Raw genomic sequence first — 14,317 nt, forward strand, 5'->3', positions numbered from 1 at the left:
TTTCATCAGCTGTTTAAGCTAGGACCGAAGCGATCACTCGCCGTCGCCGTGGTGCTGCTCGACCGAAGCCGCAGCCTGCTGCTGGTCTTCCATCGCCTGCAGCTCGGCAGCCATGTTGGCCTTCTCCTGCTGCAGCAGCGCTGCGCGCTCTTCGGCTTCCCACGCTTCTTTCTCCTTGCGGGCGCGGTGGAATGCCAGACCGGTACCGCCCGGGATCAGGCGGCCGACGATGACGTTTTCCTTCAGGCCGCGCAGACCGTCGCGCTTGCCCATGATCGCCGCTTCGGTCAGCACGCGGGTGGTTTCCTGGAACGATGCGGCCGAGATGAACGAGTCGGTCGACAGCGACGCCTTGGTAATACCCAGCAGCACGTTCTCGTAGGTCGCCGGCAGCTTGCCTGCGGCCGTCACGCGGTCGTTTTCTTCCAGCAGTTCCGAACGCTCCACCTGCTCGCCGACGATGTAGTCGGTGTCGCCGGCTTCGACGATCTGAACACGACGCAGCATCTGGCGAACGATCACCTCGATGTGCTTGTCGTTGATCTTCACGCCCTGCAGACGGTACACGTCCTGCACTTCGTCGACGATGTAGCGGGCCAGCGCTTCGATACCCAGCAGGCGCAGGATGTCTTGCGGATCGGCCGGGCCGTCCACGATCATCTCGCCCTTGTTCACCACCTGGCCGTCGTGCACCAGCACTTGCTTGTCCTTCGTGATCAGGAACTCGTGCTTGTTGCCGTCCATGTCGGTGATTTCCAGGCGCTGCTTGCCCTTGGTCTCTTTACCGAATGCGACCGTACCGGTGACTTCCGCCAGCATGCCGGCATCTTTCGGCGAACGGGCTTCGAACAGCTCGGCAACGCGCGGCAGACCACCGGTAATGTCACGGGTCTTCTGCGATTCGGTCGGGATACGTGCAAGCACTTCACCCACGGACGCCTGCTGGCCATCTTTCACCATGATCAGCGCGCCGACCTGGAAGCCGATCGTCACGGCGTGTTCCGTGCCGGCGATCTTGACTTCCTGGCCTTGTTCGTTCAGCAGCTTGACCTGCGGACGCAGGACCTTGCTGGCCGAACCGCGGCGTTTCGGGTCGATCGCCACCAGGGTCGACAGGCCGGTCACGTCGTCGACCTGGCGAGCGACGGTGACGCCCTCTTCCACGTTCTCGAACTTGATCGTGCCACCGTATTCCGTGATGATCGGACGGGTCAGCGGGTCCCACGTTGCCAGCGGCACGCCGGCTTTCACCACCATGCCGTCCTGGACAGCCAGGGTCGCGCCGTACGGCACCTTGTGACGCTCGCGCTCGCGGCCGTGGTCGTCCGTGATCAGCACTTCGCCCGAACGCGAAATGACGATCTGGGCGCCCTTGCCGTTGGTCACGTAACGCATAGTCGCCGTGAAGCGGACCGTACCGTTCGACTTGGCTTCCACCGACGATGCCACTGCCGCACGCGATGCCGCACCACCGATGTGGAACGTACGCATGGTCAGCTGGGTACCCGGCTCACCGATCGACTGTGCTGCGACCACACCGACAGCTTCGCCGGAGTTGACCAGCATGCCGCGGCCCAGGTCGCGGCCGTAGCACTTCGCGCACAGGCCATAACGGGTGTCGCAGTTCAGCGGCGTACGGACCTTGACTTCGTCGATGCCCAGACGCTCGATCTCTTCGACCATGTCTTCGTCCAGCAGCGTGCCGGCTTCGTACAGGGTCGCCTGCGTTTCCGGATTGACGACGTCGGTACCGGTCACGCGGCCCAGGATACGGTCGCGCAGGGCTTCGATCACTTCACCGCCTTCGACCATCGCCTTCATGTGCGTGCCGTTGGTGGTGCCGCAATCGTCTTCCGTCACGACCAGATCCTGCGTCACGTCGACCAGACGACGGGTCAGGTAACCCGAGTTTGCCGTCTTCAGCGCGGTGTCGGCCAGACCTTTACGGGCGCCGTGCGTCGAGATGAAGTACTGCAGAACGTTCAGGCCTTCGCGGAAGTTCGCGGTAATCGGCGTTTCGATAATCGAGCCATCCGGCTTCGCCATCAGGCCGCGCATACCGGCCAGCTGACGAATCTGGGCTGCGGAACCACGGGCGCCCGAGTCGGCCATCATGTAAATGGCGTTGAACGACTCTTGCGTACCCTGGGTGCCGTCGCGCTTCGTGACCGGCTCGACTTTCAGCTGGTCCATCATCGCCTTGCCCACTTCGTCCGAGGTCTTGCCCCAGATGTCGACGACCTTGTTGTAACGCTCGCCGGCGGTGACCAGACCCGAGGCGTACTGCTGCTCGATCTGCTTCACTTCCGCTTCGGCGGTCGAGATCATGGTCTTCTTGACGTCCGGGATCAGCATGTCGTCCACGGCGATCGAGATACCGGCGCGCGTTGCGAGACGGAAGCCGGACTGCATCAGCTTGTCGGCAAACACGACGGTCGCACGCAGGCCGCACTTGCGGAACGACGTGTTGATCAGCTTCGAGATCTCTTTCTTCTTCAGCGCGCGGTTCAGCACCGAGAACGGCAGGCCTTTCGGCAGGATCTCGGACAGGATCGCACGGCCGACCGTGGTCTCGTAACGGGTCAGCGTCTGGTCGAAACCGCCTTCGGCGTTGCGCGGGAATTCCACGATACGCACGGTGATGCGGGTCGCCAGTTCGACTTCCTTGTTGTCGTACGCGCGGATGACTTCCGACACGTCCGGGAACAGCATGCCTTCGCCCTTGGCGTTGATCGCCTCGCGGGTCGCGTAGTACAGACCCAGCACGATATCCTGGGACGGCACGATCGACGGTTCGCCGTTCGACGGGAACAGGATGTTGTTCGACGCCAGCATCAGCGTACGCGCTTCCATCTGTGCTTCGATCGACAGCGGGACGTGGACTGCCATCTGGTCACCGTCGAAGTCGGCGTTGAACGCCGCGCAGACCAGCGGGTGCAGCTGGATCGCTTTACCTTCGATCAGGACCGGCTCGAACGCCTGGATACCGAGACGGTGCAGCGTCGGCGCACGGTTCAGCATCACCGGGTGTTCCTTGATGACTTCTTCCAGGATGTCCCAGACGACCGGTTCCTGCTGCTCGACGAGCTTCTTCGCAGCCTTGATGGTGGTCGCGAGACCCATCAGTTCCAGCTTGTTGAAGATGAACGGCTTGAACAGCTCGAGCGCCATCAGCTTCGGCAGACCGCACTGGTGCAGTTTCAGCTGCGGACCCACCACGATGACCGAACGGCCCGAGTAGTCGACGCGCTTGCCCAGCAGGTTCTGACGGAAGCGGCCGCCCTTACCCTTGATCATTTCAGCCAGCGACTTCAGCGGACGCTTGTTGGCGCCGGTCATCGCCTTGCCGCGACGGCCGTTGTCCAGCAGCGAGTCCACTGCTTCCTGCAGCATGCGCTTCTCGTTACGCGTAATGATTTCCGGAGCGCGCAGTTCCATCAGGCGCTTCAGGCGGTTATTACGGTTGATGACGCGGCGATACAGGTCGTTCAGGTCGGACGTGGCGAAACGGCCGCCATCCAGCGGGACGAGCGGACGCAGCTCCGGCGGCAGGACCGGGAGCACTTCCATGATCATCCATTCCGGCTTGATGCCCGAACGCTGGAACGCCTCGAGCACTTTCAGGCGCTTGGCGTATTTCTTGATCTTGGCTTCCGACTTCGACTCTTTGAGTTCGACGCGCAGGGCTTCGGCTTCGCGGTCGATGTCGATCGAGCGCAGCAGTTCACGGATGCCTTCGGCGCCCATGAATGCGGTGAAGTCGTCGCCGTACTCTTCGTACTTGGCGGCGTAGTCGTCTTCCGACATGATCTGGCACTTCTTCAGCGGGGTCATGCCCGGATCGGTCACGACGTATGCTTCGAAGTACAGGACGCGTTCGATATCGCGCAGCGTCATGTCCAGGACCATGCCCAGGCGCGACGGCAGCGACTTCAGGAACCAGATGTGCGCGACCGGCGAGGCCAGCTCGATGTGGCCCATGCGCTCACGACGGACTTTCGCCAGGGTGACTTCGACGCCGCACTTCTCGCAGATGACGCCGCGGTGCTTCAGGCGCTTGTACTTGCCGCACAGGCATTCGTAGTCCTTGATCGGACCAAAGATTTTTGCGCAAAACAGGCCATCACGTTCCGGCTTGAACGTACGGTAGTTGATGGTCTCCGGCTTCTTGACTTCGCCGAACGACCACGAACGGATTTTCTCGGGCGACGCCAGGCCAATCTTGATGGCGTCGAAGCTCTCGTTTTGCTGAACTTGCTTGAATAGATCGAGCAGTGCTTTCATTTATCACTCCGGGTGATTGAATTCTGTACCTACTACTACCGCCAGCTTCTCACTGATTTTCGCCAGTGCTTGCTGGAACCGCTAGCCCTAAAACTGCCGTTGCCGACATTGTCGACACCGCCTCCCCGCGCAGGCGGGGATCCAAGTTTTTCGGCCTATTAACCGAACTTAGGTTCCCGCCTGCGCGGGAACGACGATGTCGAGGTCGCGGGCCAGCCCGAAGGCTGGCGGCCGTGCTGCTGTCTTAGCTGCGCTCGAGATCGATGTCGATACCCAGCGAACGAATTTCCTTCACCAGCACGTTGAACGATTCCGGCATACCGGCGTCGATCACGTGGTCGCCCTTGACCAGGTTCTCGTACACCTTCGTACGGCCGTTCACGTCGTCCGACTTGACGGTCAGCATTTCCTGCAGCACGTACGATGCGCCGTACGCTTCCAGTGCCCACACCTCCATCTCACCGAAGCGCTGGCCACCGAACTGGGCTTTACCACCCAGCGGCTGCTGCGTCACCAGCGAGTACGGACCGGTCGAGCGGGCGTGCATCTTGTCGTCGACCAGGTGGTGCAGCTTCAGCATGTGCATGAAGCCCACGGTCACCTTGCGCTCGAATGCTTCGCCGGTGCGGCCGTCGTACATCGTGACCTGGTTCTTCGACGGGGTCATGCCCAGGTGGGTCGCGATCTCGTCCGGGAAGGCCAGATCCAGCATGCGGCGGATCTCTTCTTCGTGGGCACCGTCGAACACCGGGGTCGCGAACGGCACGCCGTTCTTGAGGTTGTTCGCCAGCTCGACGATTTCCTGGTCGCTGAAGTTGTCCAGGTCTTCCTTCTTGCCGGTTTCGTTGTAGATCTTGCCCAGGAAGGCGCGCAGCTGCTCGGTCTCGGCCTTGGCCTTGATCATTTCGCCCAGGCGCAGGCCCAGACCTTTCGCTGCCCAGCCCAGGTGGGTTTCCAGGATCTGACCGACGTTCATACGCGACGGAACGCCCAGCGGGTTCAGCACGACGTCGGCCGGCGTACCGTCGGCCATGAACGGCATGTCTTCCACCGGCACGATACGCGAGACCACACCCTTGTTACCGTGGCGGCCTGCCATCTTGTCGCCCGACTGCAGGCGGCGCTTGACGGCCAGGTAGACCTTGACCATCTTCTGCACGCCCGGCTGCAGCTCGTCGCCCTGCGTGAGCTTCTTGCGCTTCTCTTCGAAGGCCAGGTCGAACTGGTGACGCTTCTCGTTGATCGACTCCTTCATCGCCTCCAGTGCGTTGGCGGTTTCGTCGTCGGCCGGACGGATGTCGAACCAGTGGAACTTGTCCAGGTCGTCCAGGTAAGCCTTGTCGATCACGGCACCCTTCGCCAGCTTCTTCGGACCGCCGTTGACGGTCTTGCCGACGAGCAGACGCTCGAGACGCTGGAACGCGTCGCCTTCCACAATGCGCAGCTGGTCGTTCAGGTCCAGGCGGAAGCGCTTCAGCTCGTCGTCGATGATCTGCTGGGCGCGCTTGTCGCGCACGATGCCTTCACGCGTGAACACCTGCACGTCGATCACGGTACCGACCATGCCCGACGGCACGCGCAGCGACGTGTCCTTCACGTCCGACGCCTTCTCACCGAAGATCGCGCGCAGCAGCTTCTCTTCCGGCGTCAGCTGGGTTTCGCCCTTCGGCGTCACCTTACCGACCAGCACGTCACCAGCCTGCACTTCGGCGCCGATGTAGACGATGCCCGACTCGTCCAGGCGAGCCAGCTGGTTTTCCGCCAGGTTCGAGATGTCGCGGGTGATTTCTTCAGGGCCCAGCTTCGTATCACGCGCAACAACCGACAGTTCCTCGATGTGGATCGAGGTGTAGCGGTCATCCTTGACGACGTTTTCCGAGATCAGGATCGAATCCTCGAAGTTCAGGCCGTTCCACGGCATGAACGCCACCAGCATGTTCTGGCCCAGTGCCAGTTCGCCCAGGTCGGTCGAGGCGCCGTCGGCGATGACGTCGCCGCGTGCCACGCGATCGCCCACTTTCACGATCGGACGCTGGTTGATGTTGGTGTTCTGGTTCGAACGGGTGTACTTGATCAGGTTGTAGATGTCGACACCGACTTCGCCAGCCTGCGCTTCTTCGTCGTTCACGCGGATCACCACGCGGCCGGCGTCGACGTAATCGACGATACCGCCACGGGTTGCCTGCACGGTCGTGCCCGAGTCCACCGCGACGGTGCGCTCGATGCCGGTACCGACGAAGGCTTTCTCCGGACGCAGGCAAGGCACGGCCTGGCGCTGCATGTTGGCGCCCATCAGTGCACGGTTCGCGTCGTCGTGCTCGAGGAACGGAATCAGCGATGCTGCCACCGACACGATCTGGCCCGGGGCCACGTCCATGTACTGGATGCGTTCCGGCGAGACCAGGATCGTTTCACCGGCTTCACGTGCCGACACCAGTTCGTCGACCAGCGTACCGCTCTCGTCGATCGCGGCGTTCGCCTGGGCGATGATGTAGCGGCCTTCTTCGATCGCCGACAGGTATTCGATCTTGTCGGTGACTTTCGAACCGTCGACCTTGCGGTACGGGGTTTCCAGGAAGCCGTACTCGTTCAGGCGGGCGAACAGTGCCAGCGAGTTGATCAGGCCGATGTTCGGGCCTTCAGGCGTTTCGATCGGGCAGACGCGGCCGTAGTGGGTCGGGTGCACGTCGCGCACTTCGAAGCCGGCGCGCTCGCGGGTCAGGCCGCCCGGGCCCAGTGCGGAGACACGGCGTTTGTGCGTGATTTCCGACAGCGGGTTCGTCTGGTCCATGAACTGCGACAGCTGCGAGGAACCGAAGAATTCGCGGATCGCGGCCGAGATCGGCTTGCTGTTGATCAGGTCGTGCGGCATCAGGTTGTCCGCTTCGGCCTGGCCGAGGCGTTCCTTGACGGCGCGCTCAACACGCACGAGGCCAGCGCGGAACTGGTTTTCGGCCAGTTCGCCCACGCAACGCACGCGGCGGTTACCCAGGTGATCGATGTCGTCGACTTCGCCGCGGCCATTGCGCAGCTCGACCAGGATCTTGATCACGGCCAGGATGTCTTCGTTCGACAGGGTCATGTCGCCGACCAGTTCATCACGGCCGATGCGACGGTTGAACTTCATGCGGCCCACGGCCGACAGGTCGTAGCGTTCCGGGCTGTAGAACAGGCCGTGGAACAGCGCTTCCACCGATTCTTCGGTCGGCGGTTCGCCAGGACGCATCATGCGGTAGATCGCCACGCGCGCAGCGGTCTGGTCGGCGGTGTCGTCGGTGCGCAGCGTCTGCGAGATGTAGGCACCCTGGTCCAGGTCGTTGGTGTACAGCGTCTGGATCGCGTCGATGTTCGCGTCGCGCAGCTTGCCCAGCAGCTCGTCGGTCAGCTCGTCGTTGGCATTGGCGATGATTTCGCCCGTGTCGCCGTCGACGACGTTCTTCGCCAGCACGCGGCCGATCAGGTAGTCTTCCGGCACCGAGATGTGGGTGATGCCGGCGTTCTCGACGTCACGCACGTTCTTGGCGTTGATGCGCTTGTCCTTCGTCACGAGCGTCTTGCCCGATTTCGGATCGACGATGTCGAAACGCGCGACTTCACCGCGCAGGCGCTCGGCCACGAATTCCAGTTCCGCGCCTTCCGAGCGCAGGTTGAAGTTGTCGAACACGAAGAAGTTCGCGAGGATCTGCTCCGGCGTCATGCCGATGGCTTTCAGCAGGATCGTCACCGGCATCTTGCGGCGGCGGTCGACGCGGAAGAACAGGATGTCCTTCGGGTCGAACTCGAAGTCCAGCCACGAGCCGCGGTAAGGGATGATACGTGCCGAGAACAGCAGCTTGCCCGACGAGTGCGTCTTGCCGCGGTCGTGCTCGAAGAACACGCCCGGCGAACGGTGCAGCTGCGAGACGATCACGCGCTCGGTGCCGTTGATCACGAACGAACCATTGGCGGTCATGAGCGGCAGTTCGCCCATGTACACTTCCTGTTCCTTCATTTCCTTCACGACCGGCTTGGTCGGCGATTCCTTGTCCAGGATCACCAGGCGCACCTTGGCGCGCAGCGGCGACGCGAAGGTCAGACCGCGTTGTTGGCATTCCTTGACGTCGAAAGCGGGGTCACCCAGCACGTAAGAGAGGAACTCGAGGCGCGCAAAACCGTTGTGCGACACGATCGGGAAGATGGAGGTGAAAGCCGATTGCAGACCTTCGTTCTTGCGTACGGAGGGCCCAGCATCCGCTTGCAGGAAATTCTCGTAAGACTCCAGCTGCGTAGCGAGGAGGTAGGGAACGTTGTGAACGTTGGCGCGCTTCGCGAACGACTTGCGAATGCGTTTCTTCTCAGTAAATGAGTAGTGCATGGACACTCCGTGAGTGACAGAAAGGATGAGAATTCAGGAATTGCCAGTGGTTAAGCCACCACATGCAAGGCCTCAAATCTCGCCGCATTCCGCCGGGTGATTGGGAACCGGTGCTGCTGTGTTACGATAATGCTGTGCTGCGGTGCTTCCAAAACAGGGGTACTGCATCTTTTGTCGTAGGGACGACAAAAGAGCCAAAGCCGCATACCCCACCTTCCGGCGGGGATCTGCGCGCTTTGACTCCGGCGCCGGGCGCTGATTCCAGCGCCCTTTGCATATGTATTACTTGAGCTCGGCCTTGGCGCCAGCTTCTTCCAGCTTCTTCTTGGCGGCTTCAGCGTCAGCTTTCGGCAGGGCTTCCTTGACAGTCTTCGGTGCGCCGTCGACCAGGTCTTTGGCTTCTTTCAGGCCCAGACCGGTGATTTCGCGGACGGCCTTGATGACGCCGACCTTGTTCGCGCCGACTTCAGCCAGCACGACGTTGAATTCGGTCTGCTCTTCAGCAGCCGGTGCACCAGCGGCGGCGCCGCCAGCTGCCGGAGCTGCCATTGCAGCTGCCGACACGCCGAATTTCTCTTCGAATGCCTTGACCAGGTCGTTCAGTTCCATGACCGACATTGCGCCAACTGCGTCCAGGAACTCTTCTTTGCTAATTGCCATTTGAAACTCCAAATATTTGATGTGTGATTAGTACTTGACCAAAAAAGCTTGATTATTCTGCTGCAGCGGCTTCTGCCGGAGCTGCGGAACCTTCGCCTTTTTGTGCTGCGATTGCAGCCAGAACTCGTGCAAAGCCGGACACCGGAGCCTGCATGACGCCCAGCAGCTGGGCGATGAGGACTTCACGGCTCGGGATGCTTGCCAGCGCGGTGACGCCAGCGACATCCAGGTTCTTACCAGCGTAGTTACCGCCCTTGACCACGAGCTTGTCGTTGGTCTTCGAGAAGTCGCTGATCACCTTGGCTGCTGCGACGGCGTCGTCCGAGATCGAGTAGATCAGCGGACCCACCATGCTGTCAGCCAGCGGTGCGAACTGGGTGCCTTCCACAGCGCGACGAGCCAGCGTGTTCTTCAGAACACGCAGGTACACGCCCTGCGAACGAGCATTTGCACGGAGTTTCGTCAGAGCACTAACCTGGATGCCACGGTACTCGGCGACGACGATGGTTTGCGCGGTAGCTACCTTTGCGCTAACTTCTTCGACGACGACCTTTTTGTCATTCAGATTAAGACCCACGGTCAATCTCCTTAAATGATGTGAGGGACGTCCCCCGCATCGGTTCGAACACGGCGTCCGAAGTTAAGAAGTACGACAAAGCATCGACTACAAAACTTGTTCGGGTTCGCCATCTGCGTTGGGTTTGCTTTTTAACCTCCTGCCTGCCTGCTGCATTCGGCCCAACGGTCTTTGATTGCCTGGCGGGGTTCAATCCGCCAGCCCAAAGATCTGCCCCACGATAAAACTATGAGGACTAAAACTTGGATCCCCGCCTTCGCGGGGACGACGAGAACGAGTTCTCGTCGCTTAATTCTTTGCTATTAAGCAGCCAGGGTAGCGTGATCGACACGCACGCCAGCGCCCATGGTCGACGAGATCGCGACCTTGCGCAGGTAGATACCCTTCGACGAAGCCGGCTTGGCCTTGTTCAGGGCGTCGATCAGCGCGACCAGGTTGGTCTTCAGCTGTTCGTCGCTGAACGACTTGCGGCCGATCGTAGCGTGGATGATACCTGCCTTGTCGGTACGGTACTGGACCTGACCGGCTTTGGCGTTCTTGACGGCGCCAGCCACATCCGGGGTCACGGTGCCGACCTTCGGGTTCGGCATCAGGCCGCGCGGGCCCAGGATCTGACCCAGGGTACCGACGATACGCATGGTGTCCGGCGAAGCGATGACGACGTCGAACGGCATGTCGCCGGCTTTGACGCGCTCTGCCAGGTCTTCCATACCGACGATGTCGGCGCCGGCGGCCTTAGCCTGCTCGGCCTTGTCGCCCTGTGCGAAGACAGCGACGCGGACGGTCTTGCCGGTACCAGCCGGCAGAACGACGGAACCACGGACGACCTGGTCCGATTTCTTCGGATCCACGCCCAGTTGCACGGCGACGTCGATCGACTCGTTGAACTTGGCGGTTGCGAATTCTTTGACGATTGCGACGGCGTTGTCGAAAGCGTAGGCCTTGTTACGGTCGACCTTGGCTTTGATTTCTTTGACGCGCTTGGACAGCTTGGCCATATTAGATACCCTCCACCGTGATGCCCATCGAACGTGCCGAGCCGGCCACGACGCGCACAGCAGCGTCCAGGTCAGCGGCGGTCAGGTCCGGCTGCTTGATTTTTGCGATTTCTTCAGCCTGGGCACGGGTCAGCGTGCCGACCTTGTCGGTGTGCGGCTTCGGCGAACCTTTGGTGACGCCCGAGAACTTCTTGATCAGGTACGTTGCCGGCGGGGTCTTCATCTCGAAGGTGAAGGACTTGTCCGCGAAGGCGGTGATCACGACCGGAATCGGCATGCCCGGTTCCATGCCTTGAGTCTTGGCATTGAAGGCCTTGCAGAATTCCATGATGTTCAGACCGCGCTGGCCGAGGGCCGGGCCGATCGGGGGGACGGGTTTGCTTTACCAGCCGGCACTTGCAGCTTGATAAAACCGACGATTTTCTTTGCCATGATTGGCTCCTTTGTCGATTATGAGTGGTAGCGCTCCACCAATACCACTTATCCGGCGGAGCTCCTCTTATCGGATTCCGCCTTGCTGCTGCGACGCTCCGATTCGGCGTTTTAGACTTTCTCTACCTGCCCGAACTCCAGTTCCACCGGAGTCGCGCGGCCGAAGATGGTGACAGACACACGCACCTTCGATTTTTCGTAGTTGACTTCTTCGACAGAGCCGTTGAAGTCGGTGAACGGGCCTTCCTTGATACGCACCTGCTCGCCCACTTCGTACAGCACTTTGGGCCGCGGCTTCTCGACACCTTCCTGGACCTGCTGCATGATCTTGTCGATCTCGCGCGCCGGAATCGGGGTCGGCTTGTTGCTCTTGCCGCCGATGAAGCCGGTGACTTTCGGCGTGTTCTTCACGAGGTGCCAGGTCTCGTCGGTCATTTCCATCTCGACCAGCACATAACCCGGGAAGAAGCGACGCTCGGTCACCGATTTGCTGCCATTCTTGACTTCGACCACTTCTTCGGTCGGAACCAGGATCTGGCCGAACTGTTCCTGCATGCCGGCACGCTCGATGCGATCGGTCAGGCCGCGCATCACGCTCTTCTCCATGCCGGAGTAGACATGCACGACGTACCAACGCTTGTTGCTGACCGGAGTACTCAGCGGCGCCGCACCAGCGTCTTGTGCCGGGACACCGCCCGGCACGTCATCTTGCTGCACGTTTTCGCTCATTATTGTTTCCACCCCAGGATCACGTCGTACATCAGAAATTCCAGAATCTTATCCGTGCCCCACAGGAAAATTGCCATCACCAGCACGAACCCGAACACCACGGCGGTGATCTGGGTCGCTTCCTTGCGGGTAGGCCATACAACCTTCTTCGTTTCACGTACGGATTCCTTCGCGAAGCTCAGGAAATCGCGGCCGGTCGCGGAAGTCCACAACAGCAGGACGGCAATAGCCAAACCAGCCACGAGTGCGCCTGCGCACATCAAGGCTGGTTTGTTCTGGCCTTTCAGAATGAAAAAGCCGACCACACCTGCAATCGTAGCAACCACTGCCAGCGCGACCTTGAACTTGTCGTTCGAGGTGCCGACGGTTTGCACGGATTGATTAGACATACTTAATTTACTTTCGGGTGCCTGGCACCGAATTCGGTGGCAGGGGCGGAGGGCATCGAACCCCCAACCTTCGGTTTTGGAGACCGACGCTCTGCCAATTGAGCTACGCCCCTACAAAAACTTCTAGTTGAATCGAGCATTATACGCTACTTGGGTATTTCGCGCAACACTCTATTGTTGGGCGGAACAGAATCGTTCCGCCCGGAGGTACTGCAGTATTACTTAGGCGATGATCTTGGCAACCACGCCGGCGCCGACGGTACGGCCGCCTTCGCGGATTGCGAAGCGCAGACCTTCTTCCATCGCGATCGGAGCGATCAGCTTGACGGTGATCGACACGTTGTCGCCCGGCATGACCATCTCTTTGTCGGCCGGCAGAACGATCGAGCCGGTCACGTCAGTCGTACGGAAGTAGAACTGCGGACGGTAGTTGTTGAAGAACGGGGTGTGACGACCGCCTTCGTCCTTCGACAGCACGTACACTTCGCCCGTGAAGTCGGTGTGCGGCTTGATCGAACCCGGCTTGGCCAGAACCTGGCCACGCTGGACGTCTTCACGCTTCGTGCCGCGCAGCAGCAGGCCGACGTTGTCGCCAGCTTGACCCTGGTCCAGCAGCTTGCGGAACATTTCCACGCCGGTGCAGGTCGTCTTGACCGTATCGACGATACCGACGATTTCGATCTCTTCGCCGACCTTGATGATGCCGCGCTCGACACGACCGGTCACCACGGTACCGCGGCCCGAGATCGAGAACACGTCTTCCACCGGCATCAGGAAGGCGCCGTCGACGGCACGTTCCGGGGTCGGGATGTAGGTGTCCAGGGCTTCAGCCAGGCGGATGATGCAGTCTTCGCCCATTTCGCCCTGCTGGCCTTCCAGCGCCATACGAGCCGAACCCTTGATGATCGGCAGGTCGTCGCCCGGGAACTCGTACTTCGACAGCAGTTCGCGCACTTCCATTTCGACCAGTTCCAGCAGTTCTGCGTCGTCGACCAGGTCGCACTTGTTCAGGAACACGATGATGTACGGAACACCCACCTGGCGAGCCAGCAGGATGTGTTCGCGGGTCTGCGGCATCGGGCCGTCAGCAGCGGAGCACACCAGGATCGCGCCGTCCATCTGCGCTGCGCCGGTGATCATGTTCTTGATGTAGTCGGCGTGGCCCGGGCAGTCGACGTGTGCGTAGTGGCGATTGGCCGTTTCGTACTCGACGTGCGCGGTGTTGATGGTGATGCCGCGTGCTTTTTCTTCCGGAGCCGCGTCGATCTGGTCGTAGGCCTTGGCTTCGCCGCCGAATTTCTTCGACAGAACGGTTGCGATTGCAGCCGTCAGGGTGGTTTTGCCGTGGTCAACGTGACCGATGGTGCCGACGTTCACGTGCGGCTTGGTCCGTTCGAATTTACCTTTTGCCATTCTAGACTCCTAAGATCCTAACGATATTGAAAATAACCAGGCACACCTGACGGTCGATACTGCGGACTGCCGTACAAATTCTGGTGCCCTTGACGTGGATTGAACACGTGGCCTCTCCCTTACCAAGGGAGTGCTCTACCACTGAGCTACAAGGGCTTATTTGAAACTGGAGCGGGTGAAGGGAATCGAACCCTCGTCATAAGCTTGGAAGGCTTCAGCTCTACCATTGAGCTACACCCGCGCGAGGTACTTCTCAGCTCAACTCATTCGATTCACTACACGATCATCGCATTTGGTGGTGGGGGCTGGATTCGAACCAGCGTACTCAGAGAGGGCAGATTTACAGTCTGCTGCCTTTAACCACTCGGCCACCCCACCGCGAAGAACCGCAGAGTATGAAGCAAGATAACAACTTCGTCAACTGTCTTTGCTCGAACTGATCAAACTCAAACAGTGTCGTTGCTTCGGGGCGTGATTGTAA

General features: G+C 60.5%; 8 protein-coding genes, 4 tRNA genes and 1 pseudogene. All 13 read right to left on the minus strand.

Going from position 1 to position 14,317, the window contains the following annotated elements; all coding sequences use genetic code 11:
- Positions 1 to 33: 33 nt before the first annotated feature.
- The 13 genes and pseudogenes from rpoC to P0M04_RS07580 all read right to left on the minus strand — a co-directional run bounded on the left by rpoC (position 34) and on the right by P0M04_RS07580 (position 14,214).
- A complete protein-coding gene (gene rpoC / locus P0M04_RS07520) occupies positions 34 to 4,284 on the minus strand; it encodes a DNA-directed RNA polymerase subunit beta' (RefSeq protein ID WP_259448293.1) in 4,251 nt (1,416 codons plus the stop codon).
- 244 nt (positions 4,285 to 4,528) lie between these two features.
- On the minus strand, positions 4,529 to 8,638 hold the full coding sequence (rpoB, locus tag P0M04_RS07525; protein WP_259448294.1) for a DNA-directed RNA polymerase subunit beta: 4,110 nt from the start codon (positions 8,636 to 8,638) through the stop codon (positions 4,529 to 4,531).
- A 282-nt stretch (positions 8,639 to 8,920) separates the two neighbouring features.
- Positions 8,921 to 9,298 (minus strand): 50S ribosomal protein L7/L12, encoded by a 378-nt coding sequence (rplL, locus tag P0M04_RS07530; RefSeq protein ID WP_135190423.1) that lies wholly within the window; start codon positions 9,296 to 9,298, stop codon positions 8,921 to 8,923.
- A 52-nt stretch (positions 9,299 to 9,350) separates the two neighbouring features.
- A complete protein-coding gene (gene rplJ / locus P0M04_RS07535) occupies positions 9,351 to 9,875 on the minus strand; it encodes a 50S ribosomal protein L10 (RefSeq protein WP_259448295.1) in 525 nt (174 codons plus the stop codon).
- Between the two features lie 302 nt (positions 9,876 to 10,177).
- Entirely contained in the window at positions 10,178 to 10,873 is a 696-nt protein-coding gene (gene rplA, locus P0M04_RS07540) for a 50S ribosomal protein L1 (protein WP_105380769.1), read from the minus strand.
- A gap of 1 nt (position 10,874) precedes the next feature.
- Positions 10,875 to 11,305 (minus strand): annotated as a pseudogene (gene rplK / locus P0M04_RS07545) (50S ribosomal protein L11).
- A 111-nt stretch (positions 11,306 to 11,416) separates the two neighbouring features.
- On the minus strand, positions 11,417 to 12,034 hold the full coding sequence (gene nusG / locus P0M04_RS07550; protein ID WP_259448296.1) for a transcription termination/antitermination protein NusG: 618 nt from the start codon (positions 12,032 to 12,034) through the stop codon (positions 11,417 to 11,419).
- The gene (gene secE / locus P0M04_RS07555) at positions 12,034 to 12,423 is read right to left on the minus strand and encodes a preprotein translocase subunit SecE (protein WP_036239067.1); all 390 of its coding nucleotides are present in this window, start codon (positions 12,421 to 12,423) and stop codon (positions 12,034 to 12,036) included. The genes nusG and secE overlap by 1 nt, the downstream gene beginning before the upstream one ends.
- 37 nt (positions 12,424 to 12,460) lie before the next feature.
- Positions 12,461 to 12,536: transfer RNA gene (locus P0M04_RS07560), tRNA-Trp, on the minus strand.
- 109 nt (positions 12,537 to 12,645) lie between these two features.
- Complete coding sequence (tuf, locus tag P0M04_RS07565; RefSeq protein WP_259448231.1) at positions 12,646 to 13,836, minus strand: elongation factor Tu; 1,191 nt, start codon at positions 13,834 to 13,836, stop codon at positions 12,646 to 12,648.
- Between the two features lie 81 nt (positions 13,837 to 13,917).
- Positions 13,918 to 13,992, minus strand: a tRNA-Thr gene (locus P0M04_RS07570).
- Positions 13,993 to 14,003: 11 nt separating this feature from the next.
- Positions 14,004 to 14,077 (minus strand) — tRNA-Gly (locus P0M04_RS07575).
- Between the two features lie 52 nt (positions 14,078 to 14,129).
- Positions 14,130 to 14,214, minus strand: a tRNA-Tyr gene (locus P0M04_RS07580).
- Positions 14,215 to 14,317: the final 103 nt, after the last annotated feature.

This window comes from Telluria mixta (assembly GCF_029223865.1).
GTDB classification, from domain to species: Bacteria; Pseudomonadota; Gammaproteobacteria; order Burkholderiales; family Burkholderiaceae_D; genus Telluria; species Telluria mixta.

Excerpts from the sequence above, each read along its gene's own strand:
- rpoC (WP_259448293.1), bottom strand. The coding sequence starts at position 4,284 with ATGAAAGCACTGCTCGATCTATTCAAGCAAGTTCAGCAAAACGAGAGC.
- rpoB (WP_259448294.1), bottom strand. The coding sequence starts at position 8,638 with ATGCACTACTCATTTACTGAGAAGAAACGCATTCGCAAGTCGTTCGCG.
- rplL (WP_135190423.1), bottom strand. The coding sequence starts at position 9,298 with ATGGCAATTAGCAAAGAAGAGTTCCTGGACGCAGTTGGCGCAATGTCG.
- rplA (WP_105380769.1), bottom strand. The coding sequence starts at position 10,873 with ATGGCCAAGCTGTCCAAGCGCGTCAAAGAAATCAAAGCCAAGGTCGAC.
- nusG (WP_259448296.1), bottom strand. The coding sequence starts at position 12,034 with ATGAGCGAAAACGTGCAGCAAGATGACGTGCCGGGCGGTGTCCCGGCA.
- secE (WP_036239067.1), bottom strand. The coding sequence starts at position 12,423 with ATGTCTAATCAATCCGTGCAAACCGTCGGCACCTCGAACGACAAGTTC.
- tuf (WP_259448231.1), bottom strand. The coding sequence starts at position 13,836 with ATGGCAAAAGGTAAATTCGAACGGACCAAGCCGCACGTGAACGTCGGC.